This is a genomic window from Campylobacter mucosalis (genome assembly GCF_013372205.1).
GTDB lineage: Bacteria > Campylobacterota > Campylobacteria > Campylobacterales > Campylobacteraceae > Campylobacter_A > Campylobacter_A mucosalis.
On sequence record NZ_CP053831.1, the window covers coordinates 678,864 to 698,848 of the forward strand.

Here is a 19,985-nt window from a genome sequence, read left to right on the forward strand (position 1 = left end):
TGTTAGTTCCTATTTAGGCAGTTTAGGTCTGAAAATGCCGTTTGAAGGCGTTTTACCATACTCTCTTCGCCACATCTTAGCCACTTTCGTGGGTCGTAGTATTTTTTATTTGGCTTGTCTTCGCCCTCAGGGTTGCCAATTTGCCCTTGCAAATAGGCTCTGTTTTTAGCCTCATATCCACGAACCCCGTCCCAAAATGCCCATTGTGTGTCTGTGTCGATATTCATCTTAACAACGCCATAGCTTACAGCGTCTTTTATGTCCTTTAACTCGCTTCCACTTCCGCCGTGAAATACGAAATTTACAGGCTTTTTATCCGCGGTTTTAAATTTGTTTGCTACAAATTCTTGTGAGTTTTTAAGTATCTCTGGACGAAGCACGACGTTGCCCGGTTTATAAACGCCGTGAACATTGCCAAAAGAGGCTGCTATGCTAAATTTATCGCTTATTTTTAAGAGTCTTTCATAAGCTAGGGCGACATCTTCAGGTTGTGTGTAAAGTAGGGCATTATCAACACCTGTGTTATCCACGCCATCTTCTTCGCCACCAGTTACACCAAGCTCGATCTCAAGGCTTATTCCAAGTTCGCTTAACTCTTTTAGATACTTCTGGCAAGTAGATAAATTTTCATCTAAACTCTCTTCGCTTAAATCTAACATATGAGAGCTAAAAAGTGGCACTCCGTGGGCTTTTTTATACTCTTTGCTAAATTTAATAAACTCATCAATCCAAGGTAGTAACTTTCTAGCAGCGTGATCTGTGTGTAAAACTACTGGCACTCCGTAAGCACGAGCTAGTAAATGAACCTGCTGTGCTCCAGCGACCGCTCCTAAAACATCGGCATTACTACAAGCTTTACCGGCGTAAAAACCAGCACCGCCGTTGCTAAATTGGATTATGACGGGCGAGTTTGCTACTTTTGCTGCTTCTAAAACCGCATTTATCGAGTTTGAGCCAACAACATTTACTGCAGGTATCGCAAAACCATTCTCTTTTGCGTATGCGTAGAGTTTGCTCACGTCATCGCCAGTTACCACTCCAGCCTTTACGACATCTAAAACGCCCATCTTTTGCTCCTTAATTATTTGTATTCAATTTTTGCTTTTGAACGCAATTCGTCCATTTTTGACTTAAGCTCTTTTTGGAATTTCTCCATTTTTAGCTCTTCTATTACTTGCTGTTTTACCTGTTCAAATGGGACTGTTCCAGCAGCTTTAAAATCCTCTTTTAAGATTACGTGATAGCCAAAATTTGACTTCACTGGAGCTTTTGAAATTTCGCCTTTTTTCATAGTATTTACAGCGTCAGCAAATGGTTTTACCATTTTTGATGACTCAAACCAGCCAAGCTCTCCGCCTTGTGCTGCTGAACCTTTGTCTATTGACTTAGATTGTGCAAGTTCTGCAAATTTCTTAAGTTGAGCGTCGCCAGATAGTTTTTTAAGCTCAGCGATGATACTTTTTGCTTCAGCTTCTGACTCAACAAGAATGTGTCTAGCACGAGATGAAGCTGGTTGTTCAAATAGTTGCTTGTGGTCGTTGTAGGCTTTTTTTGCCTCGTCATCGCTAACTTTTTGTTTATCGAAAATTTTCTTCATATAAAGGTCAGTTGCGATGTTGTTTTTCATATTTTCTAACGCTTTTTTAAAGTCGCTCTCACTCTCTATACCGCTTGATTTTGCCTCTTTTAAAACAAGTTTTCTGTCAATTAGGTTGTCTATTAAGCGTTTTTTTGCGTCGGCTGGAATTTGTGCGTATGTTGCACCTGGTGCAGTCATAGCAAGTATAGCGTCTATGTCTGTATCGTTTATAGCTTCGCCATTTACAGTTGCTACAACAGCGGCGTTTAGGCTAGAAGCCAACGAAAGAGCAAGTAAAGATGAAAGTAGTGTTTTTTTCATTATTTATCCTTAGATTAGATTGTTAAGCGGTTATTATAGCAAGAAAGTCATTAATTTTTGGTAATTTATGATAAAATTTAGATATGAGAACGAAAAAAGATATTTTAGAGATAAAAAAGCGAATTTTATTACACTTTGATGGAGCAAAAAGCGAACTTAAATGGCGTAATAATTATGAACTTATAGTGTGCGTAATGCTTTCGGCTCAGTGCACCGATAAACGTGTAAATTTAATCACTCCAGCGTTATTTGACGCCTATCCTAGCGTGGATAGTTTGGCTAATGCAAATTTAGCAAGTGTAAAAATGCTTATAAATTCCTGCAGTTTTTTTAACAACAAAGCAGAAAATTTAATAAAAATGGCAAAAAGCGTGGTGGCTGATTTTGGTGGAGAAATTCCGCTTGATGAAGGCTCTCTTAAGAGTTTGGCTGGAGTTGGGCAAAAGACCGCTCATGTGGTTATGCTTGAGGCTGTTGGAGCAAATGTAATGGCTGTGGATACGCACGTTTTTAGGGTGGCTCACAGACTTGGTTTAAGTGACGCCAAAACGCCTGAACAAACGGAAACTGATCTTGTTAAAAATTTTAAAACAGAGCTTGGTAAGCTTCATCAAGGGCTTGTGCTTTTTGGTCGCTATACTTGCAAAGCCGTTAAGCCAGTGTGCGTGGGGTGCATTTTAAACGATCTTTGTAAATTTAAAGATAAATCAGTCTTGGCGTGAGCGTAAAAACAGCCTTTTTATTTTATTTAATCCAAGCTTCATACCGCTGTATTTCATCATCTTTGCCATTTTTTTCCACATAGGAAGTTCATAGCAAGGGTGCGGACAAGTGTGACATCTTGGCTTTACTTCGTGCGGACAAGCCTGAAGTCTTGCATAAGCATACCTTGCCATCTGCTCACACTCCGCACAAAGGCTAAATTCTGCTTTTACGACGGCTTTTTCATCTTTAAAATCAAGCACAACACAGCCATTGCTTTTTGGCTCATCTTTATGCTTATCATCGCAGTAAATTTGTATAAATTTAGTAACTGTCGTTATCTCTGATATAAATTTCTCGGTCGTCATAACTATCCTTTTTTTTGGAAGAGTAGCTAAAAAACAGCCATTTGTCTTTGAGATAAATCAAGCTAAAAGTTAAATTTCTCTTTTGCTCGTTTTAAATCTTCCTCGCTGTCAATACCGATACTTTCACTTACAATCTCTAGCATTGCTATCTTTTTACCAGCTTCTAAGGCTCTTAATTGCTCTAATTTTTCGGTATTTTCAAGCACAGAGTATGGCAGGTCGCAAAACTCTTTTAGGCTTTTAACGCTATAGCCATAAATTCCAAGATGTGCTTTGTATGCGTCAAATGGGGCTCTATTAAACGGCAAACGAGAGCGTGAAAAATATAGCGCAAAGCCAAAATTATCAGTTACAACCTTTACTAAATTTGGCTCATCAACAAGCTCGTTTTTTGTGATTTTGTAGCACGAAAACATAAATGCTTCGTCGCTTTTGCTTTGGCAAAATGAGCGAAATTTTGATATATTTTCAGGCTCTATAAACGGCTCGTCGGCTTGGACGTTTATGATTAGCTCGCTATCTTTTAGGTTTAAAATTTCACACGCTTGTCTTATCCTATCGGTGCCACTTTGGTGCGAAATATCTGTCATAACTGCCCTTAGCCCATACTCATTAGCAATATTTAAAACGCGTTCATCATCAACTGCGATAACCACTTCATCGCACGTGCTAACTCTTCTTGCGGTCGCTACAAACATCGGTACTCCGCCTATGTCGCACAAAATTTTATCTTTAAATCTAATTGAGCCAAGCCTTGCTGGTATGATTATCATTTTTTTATCCAATCTAAAATTTTAGCTTCTATTTGCTCTTGATTTGTTACTTCAGGGTGTAAAATTTTAGCGTCAAATAGCTCTAAAATGCTTTCTGGAACAACTTCGTTTATATTTTTTGCAAATTTTAAAAGCCCGTCTTTTTCATTTTTGGCATCTATCCCGCAAGCTTTTAGCATACTTGGGGCAAATTTTACCCAGTGAGCTGTAGATGTGATGATGTTTATCTTTTTATCATCTACCATTTTAAGGCAGGTTGCCGTATGTGGGTCGATGGCTATTTTTTTATCAGCCCACTCTTTTATAAATTTCTCGCACTCGCTATCTGTGCAAAAATCTGCCACAAAATCATCTTGGAGTAACGATAGCTCATCTTTTGTGAGTTTGTAAAATTTATCTTTAGAGAGTGCATCCATAAGCTCTTTTGTCCTAACTGCACCAAATTTGTCAAACAAAAGTCTTTCTATATTTGAGCTAATTAAAATATCCATAGCTGGACTTATGGTTTTAACTAGTTTTTTGCCCCTTAAATCGTAAATTCCTGTCGTAAATAGCTCAGTTAAAATGTTGTTTGCGTTTGATACTATTTTGATTTTTCCTATTTTTACACCCATTTTTTTAGCATAATACGCACCAAGAGCGTTGCCGAAATTTCCACTTGGCACGATGATGTCAAAGGTTTCGTTTTTATTTATTAAACCTAGCTTTAAAAGCCTTAGATATGCGTATATGTGGTAGATTATTTGAAATAAAATTCGTCCAAAATTTACAGAATTTGCCGCACTTAAATTAAATTTACTCTTAGAAAGCTCTGACTTGAAATTTTGGCTTGATAGTAGCGTTTTTAAAGCTCTTTGGGCGTCATCAAAATTGCCATTTATGCCTATGGTTTTTAAATTTTCGCCCTGCATACATACCATTTGTAGGCGTTGAACCTCGCTCGTACCATTTGCAGGATACAAACAAAGGGCTTTTATATTTTTTGAGTTCGCAAAGGTTTTTAGTGTAGCAGGTCCAGTGTCTCCGCTTGTGGCACACATTATTAGGTAGTTTTGCTTTTGTTCTTGTGCAAGTAGGCTTAAAATTTCGCCAAATGGCTGAAGTGCCATATCTTTAAAAGCACGAGTTGGGCCGTGAAAAAGCTCATTTATGTATAAATTTTTAGATAGTTTTTTAAACTGGACTGGCTCGTTTGGTTTGTCAAAATTTTTGTAGCGTTTTATAGCACTTTTAAAAATTTTCTCATCGACGTCAAATTTAAATAAAGATATGACATAAAGTGCTATTTTTTCGTAGCTTAATAAGCTTAGCTCTTGCCATTTTTTATCTGTTATTTTTGGTAGTTTTATTGGTGCATAAAGTCCGCCGTGATTGCTGCTTGGGCTTAGTAAGGCTTTTTTTAGTCCTACTTGTTTTGGCTTTTCATTTTTATCTAGTCTTGTTGGATTTAATCTCATTTATTTTCCTTTGTAATCATCGTGCCAATGCCTTCATCTGTAAACAGTTCAAGTAAAAGCGAGTGGGATAGTCTGCCGTCTAGTATGTGGGCGTTTGCTACGCCGTTTTTTACGCACTCTAGTGCAGCATCAACCTTTGGTATCATACCGCCATTTATAACGCCACTTGATTTTAACTCTTTTATCTTGCTTTCATTAAGGCGACTTATGAGCTTTTTGTTTGCGTCTAAAATGCCCTGTGTGTCGGTTAAAAATATAACCCTTTCCGCCTTTATGGCACTTGCGACTTTACTCGCACAAAGATCGGCGTTTATGTTGTAGCTATTTGCTTCATCGTCCGTTGCTATGGGTGCTATGACTGGGATAAGTCCGTTGTTTAAAAGCCCCATTAAAACAGCACTGTTTACCTGCTCTATCTCTCCTACAAAGCCGTATTTGCCATCATCTAAAACTCTTGCTTTTAATAAATTTGCGTCTTTTCCACTTACGCCTATCGCTCTTGCTTGATTTTTGTTTAAAAGTGCAGTTAGCTCTTTGTTTATATTGCCGCTAAGCACCATTTCAACGACTTCCATAGCCTCTTTGTTTGTAACTCTAAGTCCATCTACAAATTCGCTTTTGATGTCTAGCTTATCAAGGTATGAGTTGATCTTTTTGCCGCCTCCGTGAACTATGACGACCTTGCAACCCACAAGCTGAAGCAGAGCGATATCCTTGATAAAATCACTTTTTAAATCATCGTTAAGCTGTGCTGAGCCACCATATTTTATGACAAAAATTTTATCACGAAATTTTTGGATATAAGGCAGGGCTGAGATGATGACTTGTGCAGTTTTTAGTGTTTCTTGCAATATTTTTCCTTAGGTAAAAATGCTAGATTATAGCAAAAATGTTTTTATAACGTTTTTAAAATTTTGGCTAAGTTCAGTTTTTAGACTAATTAGTGAAATTTTAATACCAAAATTTTGTGCTTTTACGAAATCCTTTTTTGTCATTAAAAGCGATGTTGCGTTATATTTTTTTAAAATCTGCTCTAGCTCTTGGTGTGTAAATGCGTGGTGATCTTCGAAAAAAACTTGTGCTATTGTTTTATAAAAAAATGGCTCTAGCCTTAGTGGATTTGCGATTGCGGTAACTAATACCATTTTAGGCGTTGGATTTAAAATTTCACTATATCTAAAGTAGTCCCTGTCTTGCTCTGCTATGAAATTTGCAAATTTATAAAAACTAACTGGATAGCGATATCCGCCACTTGGTATGGTTAAATTTAGCTTTGGTGCTGGATTTGGGCGGATTAGAATGTTAAATTTTTTTATGTGAAATTTGCTAAAACCATCATCAAGTAAGATATATTTTGCTCCTAGATTTTTAGCTTCAAATATAGCTTTATCGCGATTTTCGCTTACTATCACATTTGCGTTTTTAACGCTTGTCGCATACTCCATAGCCTCATCGCCACTAGTTTTTACATCTGTTAAAATTTCTCCATTTAACGCGACTTTAACTAAGCCTTTGCTCTGTCTTTTATAGCCCCTAAGGATAATAAACGCACCGCTAAATTCATTGGCAATAGCGATACCAAGCGGAGTTTTGCCACTTCCTCCAAGGCTAAGATTGCCAATGCTTAAAATTTTAATACCAAAATCTTTTTGAGTTGCTAGTTTTTGTTTTAGACAAACGACACAAGAGTATATCGCACACAGCGGTAAAAGCAGGATTGATACGAGTTTTTGTATGAAATTTGGGCGGTAAAAGTAGTCATCCGCCCAAGCGTGAAACTTTGCTTTGTTAAACACGTGCGTGTGCTACGGCTTTTATCTCTTTTACGATACGCTCTACTTGTGCGTCTGTTAGGGCGTTATAGATAGGTATCGATAAAATTTGCTGATATGTTTTTAGTGCGTTAGGGAAAGCATTTACCTTTAGCGCATACTTGTTTTTGTAGTAGCTTAAAAGGTGTATTGGTATGTAGTGAAGCGATGTATTTATGCCACGCTCTAAAAGCTCACGTGCAAAGCTGTCGCGATTTTTATCGATTTTTATGATGTATTGCGTGTAGATATGCTCTCGTTTTTTAACAGGAGTGCTTATGTGTGGGCAATCTTTTAACTCAGCGTCATAATAGCTTGCTATCTCTTGGCGACGTTTGATTAGTTGTGCGTCTTTTTCAAATTGTGCTAGAGCGTATGCTGCGTTTATTGTTGTGATATCGTATTTTACGCCAATGTCTGTCACGTCATAAATATAGCTTAAGTTGCCGTATTTATCAATACCCGTTGTTAGTGCGTAGTTTCTTAGCAGGTTTGCTTTTTTAGCGATTTCATCGTCGTTTGTCATAATAAAACCAGCGGCTGCTATTGGATCTTTTAATTGTGAGTTTATCTGAAAACAAGATATTAACGACTCCATACTGCCTAGTTTTTTGCCCTTGTATGTAAGCCCCATTGCCCTATTTGCATCTTCTAAAACCTTTATGTTATACTCTTTTGCAATGGCGTAAATTTCGTCTAGTTGGGCACTTTGACCGGCTACGTGATTTAAGAAAATTCCTTTTAGTTTTTTGTGATTGTGCTTTTCAAGTGCTATTTTTAGTGCTGTTGGATCAATGCCAAAGTCATCTTCATCTATATCGACAAAAATCGGCTCCGCATCAAAATGGCGTATAGCCTGAGCGATACCAGGAAAAGCGTTAACAGAACACATAAACTTATCGCCACGCTTTATATCCATCGCACATAAACTTAGATGATAAGCGGCTGCGTTGTTGTTTGTGCTTATGATGTGTTTTGTGTCAAAATACTCTTTTAACGCCTCTTCTAACCTTTTGACCATACCAGAATTTTGAGTGTGCAGAGCCTCTGTGATGAGTTCTATCTCTCGCTCTGTAATGGTTGGTCTATAAAAACTAATCTCTTCCATTGTAAGTCCTTTAAATTTCTGCTATGGCTGGCATACGTGTTTTAAACCTATTTTTTTCTATCCTGCTTATAACTAGATTTAAAATTTCATCATCAAATTTATCTTTTAAAGCCTTGTAGCCGTGCTTATCTATAAAGCTTAAAACTTCATCAAGCTTAGCGTAACTATAGCCTAAGTCAGCTTCATCGCTCTGTCCTTGCCAAAGGTCAGCAGATGGAGCTTTTGTGATAAAATTTTGATGAACTTTAAGATACTTTGCAAGTTCGTAAATTTCGGTTTTAAATAAATTTGCGATAGGGTTTATCGCACAAGCAAGATCGCCATAAATCGTGCCATAGCCTAGCATTATCTCGCTTTTATTACTGGTGCCAACGACGAGTGCGTTTAGTACAGCCGAGCGATCATAAAGTAGGCTCATACGTACGCGTGCGCTTAAATTTCCTTTTCGCATATTATTAAAGCTAACATTTGCACTCTTTTCATAGGCATTAATAATAGGCTCAATGTCGATGACCTGATACTCTATGCCTAAATTTTCACAAAGCCATAATCCATCTTTTAAATTTTGTGGATTAGAAGCTGATGTTGGCATTAAAAGTGCGTGTGTTTGCGGTGTGGCTAGTTTGCAAAGTGTGGCGACAACGGCTGAATCTATACCGCCACTAACCCCAAGAAGCAAATTTTTAGCACCACTTTTCTCTAGATAATCTCTTAAAAAATCTACTAAAATTTGCACTAATTTTTGATAATCCCTCATAAAACTAGCCCTTTGTCCTTTGTATTTTTGGATTATATTAATTTTTTTATTAAAGTTTCTTTTAAAAACAATAAAAAATATTAAAAAAATTATTAAATTTAAAAAACTTAGTATAAAATATGCTTTTATGATTTTGGTTTTTAAAGAGAAAAAATGAGAGAGATGAAGCTATTTTCAAGACCTTTTGGCGCGTATCAGACAAATGCTTATGTGCTGAAATTTGGCGATGAAGAGATTATTATAGACCCTGGTGATGGTGCTAGAGAGTGGGTTTTGGGTGTGGTAAAAAATCCAAAGGCTATACTGTGTACGCATGGACATTTTGATCATATATTTGATGTTGGGGTGCTAAAAAAAGAGCTTAATATACCGGTTTGGATACACAAAGATGACGCTTTTATGCTAGAAAATGACGTGGATTTTGCTGGTTATGAGTGCTGTAGCCCGGATTTTGCTGTAGATGAGGGTGTGTTTGAGTGTGGAGAGTTTAAATTTGAGTTTATACACTTTCCGGGTCATACGCCAGGTTGTTCGATGATAGCTGTTGATGATACGCTTTTTAGTGGGGATTTTTTATTTGCAGGAGCGATAGGCAGATATGATTTTAAATACTCAAATCCAAGCGATATGCTAAAGAGTTTAGAAAAAGTATCGCAGATAAAGCGTGAGTTTAAGCTATATCCTGGACACGGAAATTCTAGCACACTACAAACAGAGCTATTAAATTTACCAAGATATATGAGATACCTAAAAAGCGATATGTGATGAAAAATTTGTATATATTTGCCGGTGTAAATGGCGCTGGAAAATCGACATTTTACGTAAATCAACTCTATAAAGATGTTTTCTTTGGTGCTAGGATAAATTCTGATGAGATCGTTAAAGAATTTGGAAATTGGCAAAGTCCAAAGGATCAAAACAGGGCTGGTAAAATAGCCTTAAAGCTTAGAAAGTCATATCTTGAACGCGGGATAGATTTTAATATCGAAACTACGCTTAGCGGACATAGTGTGGTTAGGTTTGTTAAGGACGCAAAGAGGGCAGGTTATAACATCACGCTTTATTATGTTGGGCTAGATAGCGTGGAGCTATCAAAGGAGAGAGTGGCTATAAGGACTGCTAAAAATGGACATAGTATAGATGAGAGTGTGCTCGAGCGTAGGTATAAGCAAAGCTTTGATAACTTAGCAATCATAGCTCCGTTATGTGATACGATATATTTTTTTGATAATAGTATTTTTATAAAAGATGAGCAAGACCAACAGCTAGAAAATTTAGAGCTAGTGGGCAAAAAACAGGGTTGTGATATAGAAAAAAATACGAGCAAAAAGGTGCTGTGGTTTGACAGCGTTTTAGAGAAAATTTACGGCAGCACAAAGAGCATTTAATGGCTGATAGATAATCCTATCAAGCCTGTTCTTTTTCACGCTCTCTTGCACGTCTAAGTGCTGCTTCTTTTTGGATATTTTTTTGCTGAGCGTTAAAGATATGCTCCTCAAGTACCACAAGTTGAAAGGTTCCTTCAAAAATTTTAATATCCTTTATCCTGCCAATAACACGTACATCTCGCTTTCTTGACTCGTCAAAAAAGGCGTTGGCTTCAAATTCCACCACATCTCCTAGCTTAACAGGACCAAAGAAATTTATACGAGCATTTATCGTTACGCAGTTTACTTCGTTTATGGATGTTAGCGCGGCGTAGTTTGCTGCTGAAAATATAAAACCGCTGTGTATGAGTCCTTCGCTATCGCTTACCATTTCTAACGTAGTAAAAAGCCTTGTTTTGACGTGATTTTTTTCAAGTTTTGTCACGACTCCAGATAGTGCTAGTTTTAAATTTGGCGACGTTTTTATCTCGTTTCTAAAAGGATTTTCATCCTCTGGTAGTATTACGTGATTATCTTCGCTTTCTTCGTATATATTATCGCTCATTTTTATCCTTAAATCTTAAGTTTTACATAGACTCGCTTTGGTGCAGGATAGCCCTCTATCGTTTTGGTATCGTCATTTGGATCTAAGAAATTTTCTAGACTCTCTCCATCTATCCACTCTGTTTTTCGCTGTTCGTTTAAGTCCGTTGGTTTTGTGGCTAAAATTTCAAAATCTTTAAATTTAGCTCTCTCACACCAGTTTTGCAAGGCTTTTATCGTTGGTACAAAGTATATGTTTGGAATTTTTGAGTATCTATTTTTTGGTGTTAGAGCAAATTCGCCCTCAATATCAATATACATAGTATCTAAAAACACCTCTCCACTCGTATTTAACGAGTTTTTTAGCTCTTTTAGCATTTTTATTGGGTCGCTTCTGTGATAGATTACCCCCAGGCAAAAAATCGTGTCAAATTTTTGCCCATATTTTTCTAAATGCTCAACTCCAAGTGGCTCGTATGCGATATTTGATCGCACAAATTGGTTTATAAATTTAAATTGAAGCATTGTGTGGATACTTGGGTCAAAGCCTACGATTTTTTTGGGATTAAAATCTAGCATTTTAAACATATAATATCCGTTGTTACACCCCACATCAGCGACTATTTTATCTGTTAAATTTAGATGTGGCTTTAAAAGGTTAAATTTTATAAAACTTTGCCATTCCGTATCGATAAAAAGCTCTCCAAGTCTAAACGGACCCTTTCGCCAAGGCTTTAGTAGTGTTGCTATGTTTTGTATGTTTTGTGCTTGTGTGGCACAGACATCTTTAAAATTTATAGTTATAGTATCATCAAAAATAGCTTCACACTCGTAATTTAGCGAATTTATCATAGATAAAAGCTCTAAATTTTTAGGCGTATTTAGCTCTTTTTGTTTTAATTTTAAAAACTCTTGCAATGCTACTTCCAGTCGATGATATTGTGCGGACAATCCCTTTGATACGTCCCATTTGCGTCATAATACTCTTTGCAGTCATTATAATACTGCGTTGAAATTCCCCTGTCGTTTAAAAACAGACATCCGCTAAAAAATGTAAAGATTAGTGATAATAATATGATATTTTTCATAGCGTGGATTTTAACATAAATTTTACTAAAATCATAGTAGAATACAACACTGAGGGCTAAGTTTAGCCATTTAAATTTTAAGGTCTATTTATGAAAAGACGTGATTTTTTTAAGGCAACTGCTGTTTTAGGAGTGGTTGCAGGCGCTTCTAGTGTTGCTTTTGCTGACGATATAAAGGTTTGTAAACGGAGAGTTTTTGATGTGAGTTTTAGGCACTCTTTGGCTGAAAAGGGCAAGGTTAGCAAAATTTGGCTACCTTTGATGACTTCAACAGATTTTCATCAGTTAATTAGCGATTACAAGATTGATACAAATGCTAAAAACTACTACGTATCCGATCTATCGATACCTACACTATTTGCTGAGTTTAACGAGCAAAATGCGTTTTTAAACGTAAATTTCAGAGTTCAAACATTTGAGCGAAATACTGATTTTAGCAAAGTAAATTTTAATGAAAATGAGAAATTAAGCCCACAAATTGAGTATTTTTTAAAGCCAACTACACAAATTCCAAATAGTGGCATTGTTAAAGAATTTGCAGATAAAATTGTAGGCGATATAAAGGGCGATTTAGAAAAGGCTAGGGCGATTTATACTTGGGTTGCAAATACTATGCAACGCGATAATAGCGTGATTGGTTGCGGTAGAGGTGACGTAAAAGCTATATTAGAAAGCGGAAAGCTTGTTGGTAAATGCACCGATATAAATAGCGTATTTGTAGGGCTTTGCAGGGCGGTTAATATCCCGGCTCGTGAGCTTTTTGGAATTCGCGTAGGACAGAGTAGATTTTCAAATGAGATGGGGAAGGCTGATGAGAATGGTTTTGCTAAAATTTCAGGCGGTCAGCATTGCAGAGCTGAGTTTTACCTAAAAGGCTATGGTTGGATACCTGTTGATCCTGCTGATGTGGCAAAAGTGCGTCTTGGAGAAAAGCTAAGCAATACCGACGCTAAACTGGCTAAAATTCGCGAGTATTTATTTGGCAATTGGGAGATGTGCTGGATTGGTTTTAACTATGGACGTGATTTTGACCTAAAACCACTAGCTGAGCAACGCCCGATTAATAACTTTGGCTATCCATACGCAGAAGTTGATGACAACACCCTAAACTACTACTCGCCAAAGGATTTTAGCTATGATTACACAGCACAAGAAAGCAAAATTTGAAACATATTAAATTTCTAATATTGGCAACAGCAAGCGCATTTATGGCGACACTTTGCTGTTTGCCAGTCTTGCTTTTTGTGCTTTTTGGCACTAGTTTTTCGTTTTTGTCATTTCTTGAGCCTTTGGGTGAATTTAGGCTGATATTTACGATGTTTTCGCTTATATGTTTTGCGTTATCAATATTTTTTATATTTTTTAACCAAAACACTTGTGCTGTCGGTCAAAGGCGAAAAAGATGGATTTTTATCTATCTATTTTTTGCGTTTTTGATGATAATTCTTTTGGCATATCCTGAAATTTTAGGAGAGTTTTATGCGTAAAATTTTACTGATTATATCTTTTGCTTCGCTGCTTTTTGCAGATAAAAATCTAACGATAAAAATAGACGGCATACATTGTCCGCTTTGCACTGCTGTGGTTAGAAAGGCGGTGCTTTTAGTTGATGGCGTTAAAACCGCTAAAGCTGATATGAAGAGTAAAATTTTAACCATTAGTGCAGATGAAGGCGTGAGTGAAGATGAAATTTTAAAATCACTAAAAGATGTAAATTATCCTGGTGTTATCATAAAATAAGGAGAAAATATGCAAAAAAACGAGGTTTTAAGTAAATTTGAGAGGCTTTGTGGGATACCACATTGTAGCTATGACACGGACGCTATGCGTGATTTTTTGGCTGATTTTGCTAGGTCTAATGGATGCAGAGTGGTTGTCGATGAGCTTGGCAACATCCACGCCATAAAAGGTGAGCCAAAAATTTGCTTACAAAGTCACTACGATATGGTCTGTATGGGCGATGCACCAAATGTAGTGGTCGAGTATGGTAGTGACGGTTTTATGCGTGCTAAAAACTCATCTTTAGGTGCTGATAACGGCATTGGCGTTGCGATGATGATGCAAATGATTGCTGAGTTTAAAAATATAGAGTGTTTATTTACAAACAACGAAGAGGTCGGGCTTATCGGTGCAAATGGCTTTTTGGGTAGGCTTGTTAGCAAAAAGCTTTTAAATTTAGATAGCGAAGATGATAATGAGGTGGTAACTGGCTGTGCTGGTGGCGTAAATGTCTTTACTAGTATCGATGTAAGCCAAAGTGAAGAGGCTTTGGGCGATGTTTATGAAGTTGTGGTAAGTGGCTATCCTGGTGGACATTCTGGAAACGAGATACACAAAGATATACCAAATGCGATAAAAATTCTAGCCCAATTCGTGCGTAAAAGTGGTGCAAAACTCTCTTTTATCGAGGGTGGCGAAAGAAGCAACTCGATACCAACAAGTGCAAAAGCGATCATCGTAAACAAAAGTGAGCCAAAAAGCGACAATCCACACATAAAAATATCGGCTCTTAATCAGAGTGCTAGAGTCTTAAAAAATGGCGATAAAATTTTATCTTTAATAAACGCATTTTCGCAAGGAGTAAGAGGCTACAACACAGAGCTTAATCTCCCAAATGATAGCGTAAATTTATCCCTTTTAAAATTTGATGGCAAGACGGCAGAGCTTGAGTTTTTTGCTAGATCTATGACTTGGGATGGTTTGCATAGGCTTGATTTTGAGATTAGTGAGCTTGCATTGGGGCTCGGATTTAGCGTGTGTAGTAAGGATAGATCTGTGCCTTGGAAGCCAGAGCCAGATGAATTTGCTAATTCTGTATTAGATGAGCTTAAAAAGTTGCGTCCAAATGCAAAACTAGCTGCCATACACGCTGGGCTTGAGTGCGGTGTGATTCGCGATAAGTACGATGATATGGAGGCTTGCTCTATCGGACCAAATATCTACTCACCACACTCAACAAGAGAAAAGTGTGAAGTGGCTTCTGTTGATATAATAACGCAAGTTGTAAGAAATATAGTAGCAAAATATCAATGAAATTTAGCGAGTTTTTATACTCGCTAAATTAGCCCTCAATGTAGTTTTTAAGCTTTCTGCCTACTTTTGGGTGTTTTAACTTTTTAATTGCTGAGCTTTCTATCTGACGCACACGCTCTCTTGTTACATTTAAAGCCTTGCCGATCTCCTCAAGTGTGCGGTCGCTCTCATCTTCAAGAAGTCCAAAACGCATACAAATAACCGCCTTTTCGCGTTCGTTTAGTTGGCTTAAAACATCGTCTATCTGCTCTCTAAGGTCGTTTTTAAGAATGTGATCCATTGGACTTAGTGAGCTTTTATCCTCTACAAAATCGCCAAATTTTCCGTCATCCTCGTTTGCGATAGGTGCTTCAAGGCTTATAGGTTCTTTTGTGATTTTTATGACTTGTTTTACCTTATCTATGCTTAGTCCAACCTCAGCGGCAATAACGCTTACGTCAGGCTCTTTACCCTCTTCTTGCATATATTTGCGGTTGATTTTATTTATGCGGTTTATGGTTTCAATCATATGGATTGGAATTCTAATCGTTCTAGCCTGATCAGCAATCGCACGTGAAATGGCTTGACGTATCCACCACGTCGCGTAAGTTGAGAATTTATAACCCTTACGGTATTCAAATTTATCAACCGCTTTCATAAGTCCGATATTACCCTCTTGTATTAGATCTAAAAACGGCAAACCGCGGTTTGTGTAGCGTTTTGCTATGCTTACGACTAGGCGGAGATTTGATTTTGCCATTCTTGCTTTTGCTTCATCAGAAATTTTCTTACCGCGTTTGATTTGCTCTAAAACTTCCTTAAGTTTTGCTGGTTCTAGGTTAAAACCGCTCTTGCTTGCCTCTTTTGTTTGAAATAGTTTTTTAATCTCAACATAGGTTGAAACCATTGTAGCTTCAGGCACACGAGCGATGATATCCTCTTTATTTAGCTTTAAAATATCCTTTAAAATTCCCTTGTGGTTTTTCTTAAGCTCGTCACTAAACATAGGCAAACGATACTCAAGTCTTTTAAGCTCTCTATCAAACTCATCATCACTCTTTAGGGCCGTCTCCATTGACTTTACAATCTCGCTAATTAGCTTGCTTGTTGGACCTAAATCCATTAATTTGTCTTTTAAAATTTTCTTTTTAAAGGCAAGAGTTAGGTTGGCTAAGATATCAGTCTCATCTATGTCGGTTTGTTTATTTGCTGTTTTTAACCACTCTTTTTTTGCTTTTTCTAGTGCTTTAAAGCTTTCAATTACCTTTTCTGCACGTTTGTCGTTTTTTAAATTTTTCTTTGGCTTGGCGTCTGCTTCGTCCTCGTTTTCTTCATCTTCATCTGAGTCGATATCGTCCTCTTCTTCCTCATTTTCATCTTCAAAGCTCTTAAATAGCTCTTTTACACGGCGTTCGCGATTTATAAGCGGTTCTTTATAATCAAGTATGAAGTCGATCAAAAATGGCACCGAACAAAATGCGTCTATTATGATGTCTTCGCCAAGCTCGATCTTCTTTGAAATTTCAATCTCTTCATCTTTTGTAAGAAGTGCAATCTGTCCCATTTCACGCAGATACATACGCACAGGACTATCTGAGCGTGACCACTCTAAAAAGTCTGTATCGCCAGTTAGGTCAAACTCATCGTCTATATCCACATCTTGAGATTTTTCTGCCTCTTTTTGGCGTTTTTTGGCGTCTGCTAAGTTACGCATTTTTGCTATTTGTGCGGCACTTATTAGTTGAACTTTATGTGTTTTTGCAAGAGTTTCTATCTTTTTTACTGCCGTTGCTGTAGGTGCTTTGTCAAATAGTTTTATAAGTTTTTCATACGTTACAAAGCCCTTTGAATTTTCAGCAAATAGCTCTTCTATTTGGGTAAAAATTTCTTTAGATGTGCTCATTATTTTTGATACTCCCTTTTGAGTGTTTGACGGGTTAAAAGTTTTGGATTATACCGAAAAATTTTTAATAAAATATAAAAACTAAAATGTCATCTCAAAATTTAGCTTAAAATTTCGTCCTGGCGAGTAGAAGCGATTTATGCCTAAACTATCGCTTTTTCGCACCATATTTGTTGTGCCAAAAGAGCGAATTGAACGAGCATTTTCCCACGTGATATACTTTTGATCAGTAATGTTATAAACGCCAAATTGTATGGTCAAATTTTTAACTGGCTTAGCAAATGCGATAAGATCAATCGTGCGGTATTTATCGCTAAGCCAGTGTGAGCGGTAGTCGCTAACGACTTTGCCGTTTATGGTATCGCCTTGTTCGTGTTGCCAAAACATATTGTAAGTATCTTTTGCCTCTTTTGCTTTTACGTCGGTTATAAAGACATCAAAGCCGTATTTTTCGTTTTTTGTGGCATAGCCTAGGTTGTAAACAGAAGTTTGTGGCTGGATGGCATTCATCGGGACTTTGCCGTCATTGTCGGTTGAAATTCTGCCCTTTTGTTTTGTTAGTTTATAGCCAACATAAAGTCCGCCAAAAAAGTCTGAAATATCGCCTAAATTAACTCGTGAGTTTATCTCAAATCCGCTAACTTCCGCACTTGCTCTATTTACATTTTGCCAAATATCAAAGTCTAGAGCACTATTTGCATTAGCCGATGTGTTTAGTTTTTTTCTGCCCATAAATTTAAAGTCTAAAAAGTCAGCATAATCAGTCTTGAAAGCCGAAAACGTCGCAAAGCTTGAGTTGTTGTGAAGCGTAATTGCAATCTCTTTTGTCTTAGCAATCTCTGGTTTTAAATCTGGATTTGGCAAAATGCTAATATCTGGGTGCTTAAATGTGAGATACATCTCATCAGTTGTGGGTGCACGAAAGGCTTTTGAGTATTTTACCTGAAGTCTTAGAAATGAAAATGGGTCTAAATTTAGCCCAAAGGCATAAGAGTCGCTTTTAAATTCTTTTGGTTTGGCAAAGTATTTGATGTTTTTGGCTGGGTTTTCGTTATTTGCTTTTATGGCGTCATCGTATGCTTTTTGATCTGCTAAAAATTTAGGGTCGGTGTGACCACTAGGGTATTTACTATCCCACCAGTTTGGTTTTGGAGGCACTTTTACAAATGGCACAAAAATTCCTTTTACCATATCATCCGGTATAGCCGGGGTTTTACCTGGTATGTAGATTGGATTGTGTTTTACTTTATCGTATCGATAGGCTAAATCAACGCCGATATAGTCGTTTATCTGCATACTTTCGCTTAAGTAAAAGGCGTTGTTCTTAGTTTCAACTGGTATTAAAAATGAAGTCTCAGGCGAAGTTCTTGGACATCTTAGCTCGTCCCACTTATCGGCTCCATTGCAGTCTGGCTTGTATGTATTTGCCCACCATTTTGAATTTGAAGCATCATAACCGCCACGATTTATCATAGATTTTGTAGTTTTTGAATAGATAGCACCATATTTTAGACTATGCTGGGTGTTTAGAAATTCAAGCTCCTTTTCAAAGTCTAAATTTAGCTGTTTAGTTTTGGTATCTAAATCGCGTTCTTTCCAATCTCTAGATAAAAAGCCTTTGCCTTGCGGTAGTATCGCAACAAAGTCATTTATGGGTTGTTTTGTTACTGCACCAAGCCAGTTTTTGAATTGATTTTGGGCTTTTATCACTTTGTATGTTTTGCCGTTGTATGTATCATTAGCTATATCAAATATATATGTTTTGCTATTTGCGGAGGTAAAATTTTGTGTGGTTTGGGTTAAATCTAAGAGAAGTTTTTCAGCCTCTTTTGTTGTTTGGTCTATGCTGTCAGTGTTGTATAAATTTATTGAGCCTGAGCAGTCAAATACCGAGCAATCTATAGCGTATGTTTTTGCATTTGGGGTTGTAAAGCCAGTGAGGTATTTATTGCCATTAGAGTCCGTTAAATGTGTAAAAGACGCTGACGCACCACTTGGCACTTCTTTTGTGATTTTAAAATCGTTTCCATTTTTATCTATCGTTTTTGCACCATCTAGTTTTAGCCCCAAAGGATTTGCGATATCAGCACAATCCCCCCCCCTACAATACTCCTCAGTTCTTGCACGTTGTTTTATTTTTTGGTGCGAGTAGGTGATTTTAAAACTATCCCAAAATGGAGTTTGTGTGAAATTTTCATAGGCAAAACTTTGGTTTAATCTCTCACTTAAATCATCAGTATAACGCTCGCCACGTCTTGGCTTAAAGGCAAAACCACTGCCAGAACTTGGCGGATAGAGTGTGTAGCTATAATCACTGCCTTTGTGATTTACTCTGTATTTGTCATTTGCAAAGCTAAATCTATGCTCTTCGTGTGGCGTAAAGCCAAATTTTACAAGTGTGCCTTCTTTTGTGATATTGTATGGGTCGGCTTTTTCTCGCTCTCTGCCACGAATGCTATCGTCAAAATTTGAGTAGCCAAAATTTTTAAGCTCTCTGCCGTCCCTATCGGTTTTTATGACTAAAATATCAAACCACTTAAAACGAGCTGCTAGGGTGTGGGCGTGTAGTCGCTCGTCATTTGCGGAGTTGTGTCCAACTTTAAATCCATAATGCCAATCTTTGTCAATTAAATAATCTTTTGCATCCTTTGTTTCAAACATTACAGAACCACCCAAAGCACCACTTCCAGTCTTGATACTATCAGCACCTTTTGTGATATTTACCTGTTTTATATTTTCTATTTCGACGCTATTTCTTGTGTTGTTAAAATTTCCATACCCTTCAAAAATTTCTTTAAAGCCTTGTGATGAGAGCGTTTGGGCTTGATTTAAGCCATCAATTTGTATCGCAACTCTGTTTTCATCAACACCACGTATAGAGTAGCCACTAGCTCCGAAGCGACCGCTTTCAACGACACTTACTCCAGTTTCATACTTTACCATATCTTTGGTATCAGAAACTTGTTGTTTGCTTAGCTCTTTGGCTGTCTTTTTTATCTCACCTATTTTTCTATCTTTGACGCCTTGCTCTTCCTTTGCTACCACTTCTATCTCTTCAAAATTTATTGTTTGCTCGTTTGCGTTGATATTTTGTGTTAGTCCAAGCAGCGAGTATATTACAACAACTGTTGATAAATTTTTCATTACATACCCCCTCCCATTTTATGATAACTATTATTAATTAAAATCGTAATAT

General features: G+C 37.2%; 21 protein-coding genes. 7 read left to right on the plus strand and 14 right to left on the minus strand.

Going from position 1 to position 19,985, the window contains the following annotated elements:
• Positions 1-2 precede the first annotated feature (2 nt).
• Together fbaA and CMCT_RS03570 are read right to left on the minus strand one after the other, a co-directional pair.
• Positions 3-1,067: a class II fructose-bisphosphate aldolase gene (gene fbaA / locus CMCT_RS03565; RefSeq protein WP_034967447.1), complete on the minus strand. Its 1,065-nt coding sequence runs from the start codon at positions 1,065-1,067 to the stop codon at positions 3-5.
• Between the two features lie 14 nt (positions 1,068-1,081).
• Positions 1,082-1,900, minus strand: coding sequence for a peptidylprolyl isomerase (locus CMCT_RS03570; RefSeq protein ID WP_034967444.1), 819 nt, complete (start codon positions 1,898-1,900; stop codon positions 1,082-1,084).
• 83 nt (positions 1,901-1,983) lie between these two features.
• Between CMCT_RS03570 and CMCT_RS03575 the strand changes: the two genes are divergently transcribed.
• Entirely contained in the window at positions 1,984-2,622 is a 639-nt protein-coding gene (locus tag CMCT_RS03575) for an endonuclease III domain-containing protein (protein ID WP_034967441.1), read from the plus strand.
• On the opposite strand, the gene CMCT_RS03580 is transcribed toward CMCT_RS03575, so the two are convergent.
• The 7 genes from CMCT_RS03580 to CMCT_RS03610 form a co-directional block, all read right to left on the minus strand.
• Positions 2,608-2,970 (minus strand): nitrous oxide-stimulated promoter family protein, encoded by a 363-nt coding sequence (locus tag CMCT_RS03580; RefSeq protein WP_034967438.1) that lies wholly within the window; start codon positions 2,968-2,970, stop codon positions 2,608-2,610. The two genes, CMCT_RS03575 and CMCT_RS03580, sit on opposite strands and share 15 nt — an antisense overlap.
• Before the next feature lie 62 nt (positions 2,971-3,032).
• Positions 3,033-3,743, minus strand: a complete 711-nt coding sequence (kdsB, locus tag CMCT_RS03585) for a 3-deoxy-manno-octulosonate cytidylyltransferase (RefSeq protein WP_034967435.1) — start codon at positions 3,741-3,743, stop codon at positions 3,033-3,035.
• Positions 3,740-5,200: a threonine synthase gene (gene thrC / locus CMCT_RS03590; protein ID WP_034967434.1), complete on the minus strand. Its 1,461-nt coding sequence runs from the start codon at positions 5,198-5,200 to the stop codon at positions 3,740-3,742. Before thrC ends, kdsB begins: the two co-directional genes overlap by 4 nt.
• The gene (gene argB / locus CMCT_RS03595) at positions 5,197-6,051 is read right to left on the minus strand and encodes an acetylglutamate kinase (protein WP_034967431.1); all 855 of its coding nucleotides are present in this window, start codon (positions 6,049-6,051) and stop codon (positions 5,197-5,199) included. Before argB ends, thrC begins: the two co-directional genes overlap by 4 nt.
• Positions 6,052-6,078: 27 nt before the next feature.
• Entirely contained in the window at positions 6,079-6,996 is a 918-nt protein-coding gene (locus CMCT_RS03600; RefSeq protein ID WP_176325018.1) for a tetraacyldisaccharide 4'-kinase, read from the minus strand.
• Complete coding sequence (locus CMCT_RS03605; RefSeq protein ID WP_034967427.1) at positions 6,989-8,119, minus strand: DegT/DnrJ/EryC1/StrS family aminotransferase; 1,131 nt, start codon at positions 8,117-8,119, stop codon at positions 6,989-6,991. Before CMCT_RS03605 ends, CMCT_RS03600 begins: the two co-directional genes overlap by 8 nt.
• 10 nt (positions 8,120-8,129) lie before the next feature.
• Positions 8,130-8,876: an NAD+ synthase gene (locus CMCT_RS03610; protein ID WP_034967424.1), complete on the minus strand. Its 747-nt coding sequence runs from the start codon at positions 8,874-8,876 to the stop codon at positions 8,130-8,132.
• Positions 8,877-9,029: 153 nt separating this feature from the next.
• On the opposite strand from CMCT_RS03610, the gene CMCT_RS03615 reads away from it, so the two are divergent.
• Positions 9,030-9,641 (plus strand): MBL fold metallo-hydrolase, encoded by a 612-nt coding sequence (locus CMCT_RS03615; protein WP_342354046.1) that lies wholly within the window; start codon positions 9,030-9,032, stop codon positions 9,639-9,641.
• The gene (locus CMCT_RS03620; protein ID WP_034967422.1) at positions 9,641-10,264 is read left to right on the plus strand and encodes an ATPase; all 624 of its coding nucleotides are present in this window, start codon (positions 9,641-9,643) and stop codon (positions 10,262-10,264) included. The genes CMCT_RS03615 and CMCT_RS03620 overlap by 1 nt, the downstream gene beginning before the upstream one ends.
• 19 nt (positions 10,265-10,283) lie before the next feature.
• Here the strand turns inward: CMCT_RS03620 and CMCT_RS03625 are convergent, their stop codons facing one another.
• Genes CMCT_RS03625 through CMCT_RS03635 form a run of 3 tightly spaced genes read right to left on the minus strand, consistent with a single transcriptional unit; the run spans position 10,284 to position 11,874 of the window.
• The gene (locus tag CMCT_RS03625) at positions 10,284-10,808 is read right to left on the minus strand and encodes a PaaI family thioesterase (RefSeq protein WP_034967419.1); all 525 of its coding nucleotides are present in this window, start codon (positions 10,806-10,808) and stop codon (positions 10,284-10,286) included.
• An 8-nt stretch (positions 10,809-10,816) separates the two neighbouring features.
• The gene (gene cmoB, locus CMCT_RS03630; protein WP_034967416.1) at positions 10,817-11,704 is read right to left on the minus strand and encodes a tRNA 5-methoxyuridine(34)/uridine 5-oxyacetic acid(34) synthase CmoB; all 888 of its coding nucleotides are present in this window, start codon (positions 11,702-11,704) and stop codon (positions 10,817-10,819) included.
• 2 nt (positions 11,705-11,706) lie between these two features.
• Positions 11,707-11,874, minus strand: a complete 168-nt coding sequence (locus tag CMCT_RS03635) for a hypothetical protein (protein WP_169763925.1) — start codon at positions 11,872-11,874, stop codon at positions 11,707-11,709.
• Between the two features lie 90 nt (positions 11,875-11,964).
• Here CMCT_RS03635 and CMCT_RS03640 point away from each other — a divergent pair, with 90 nt between their 5' ends.
• Genes CMCT_RS03640 through CMCT_RS03655 form a run of 4 tightly spaced genes read left to right on the plus strand, consistent with a single transcriptional unit; the run spans position 11,965 to position 14,907 of the window.
• Positions 11,965-13,041, plus strand: a complete 1,077-nt coding sequence (locus tag CMCT_RS03640; protein ID WP_034967414.1) for a transglutaminase-like domain-containing protein — start codon at positions 11,965-11,967, stop codon at positions 13,039-13,041.
• Between the two features lie 41 nt (positions 13,042-13,082).
• Positions 13,083-13,361, plus strand: a complete 279-nt coding sequence (locus CMCT_RS03645; protein WP_082198629.1) for a hypothetical protein — start codon at positions 13,083-13,085, stop codon at positions 13,359-13,361.
• A complete protein-coding gene (locus tag CMCT_RS03650) occupies positions 13,354-13,614 on the plus strand; it encodes a heavy-metal-associated domain-containing protein (RefSeq protein WP_034967410.1) in 261 nt (86 codons plus the stop codon). Before CMCT_RS03645 ends, CMCT_RS03650 begins: the two co-directional genes overlap by 8 nt.
• Positions 13,615-13,623: 9 nt before the next feature.
• Positions 13,624-14,907 (plus strand): M28 family peptidase, encoded by a 1,284-nt coding sequence (locus tag CMCT_RS03655; protein ID WP_034967407.1) that lies wholly within the window; start codon positions 13,624-13,626, stop codon positions 14,905-14,907.
• 28 nt (positions 14,908-14,935) lie between these two features.
• On the opposite strand, the gene rpoD is transcribed toward CMCT_RS03655, so the two are convergent.
• Complete coding sequence (gene rpoD / locus CMCT_RS03660; protein ID WP_034967405.1) at positions 14,936-16,789, minus strand: RNA polymerase sigma factor RpoD; 1,854 nt, start codon at positions 16,787-16,789, stop codon at positions 14,936-14,938.
• Between the two features lie 81 nt (positions 16,790-16,870).
• Positions 16,871-19,933 carry a TonB-dependent hemoglobin/transferrin/lactoferrin family receptor gene (locus CMCT_RS03665; protein ID WP_176325020.1) on the minus strand — a complete coding sequence of 1,021 codons (3,063 nt, stop codon included), beginning with the start codon at positions 19,931-19,933 and terminating at the stop codon, positions 16,871-16,873.
• Positions 19,934-19,985: the final 52 nt, after the last annotated feature.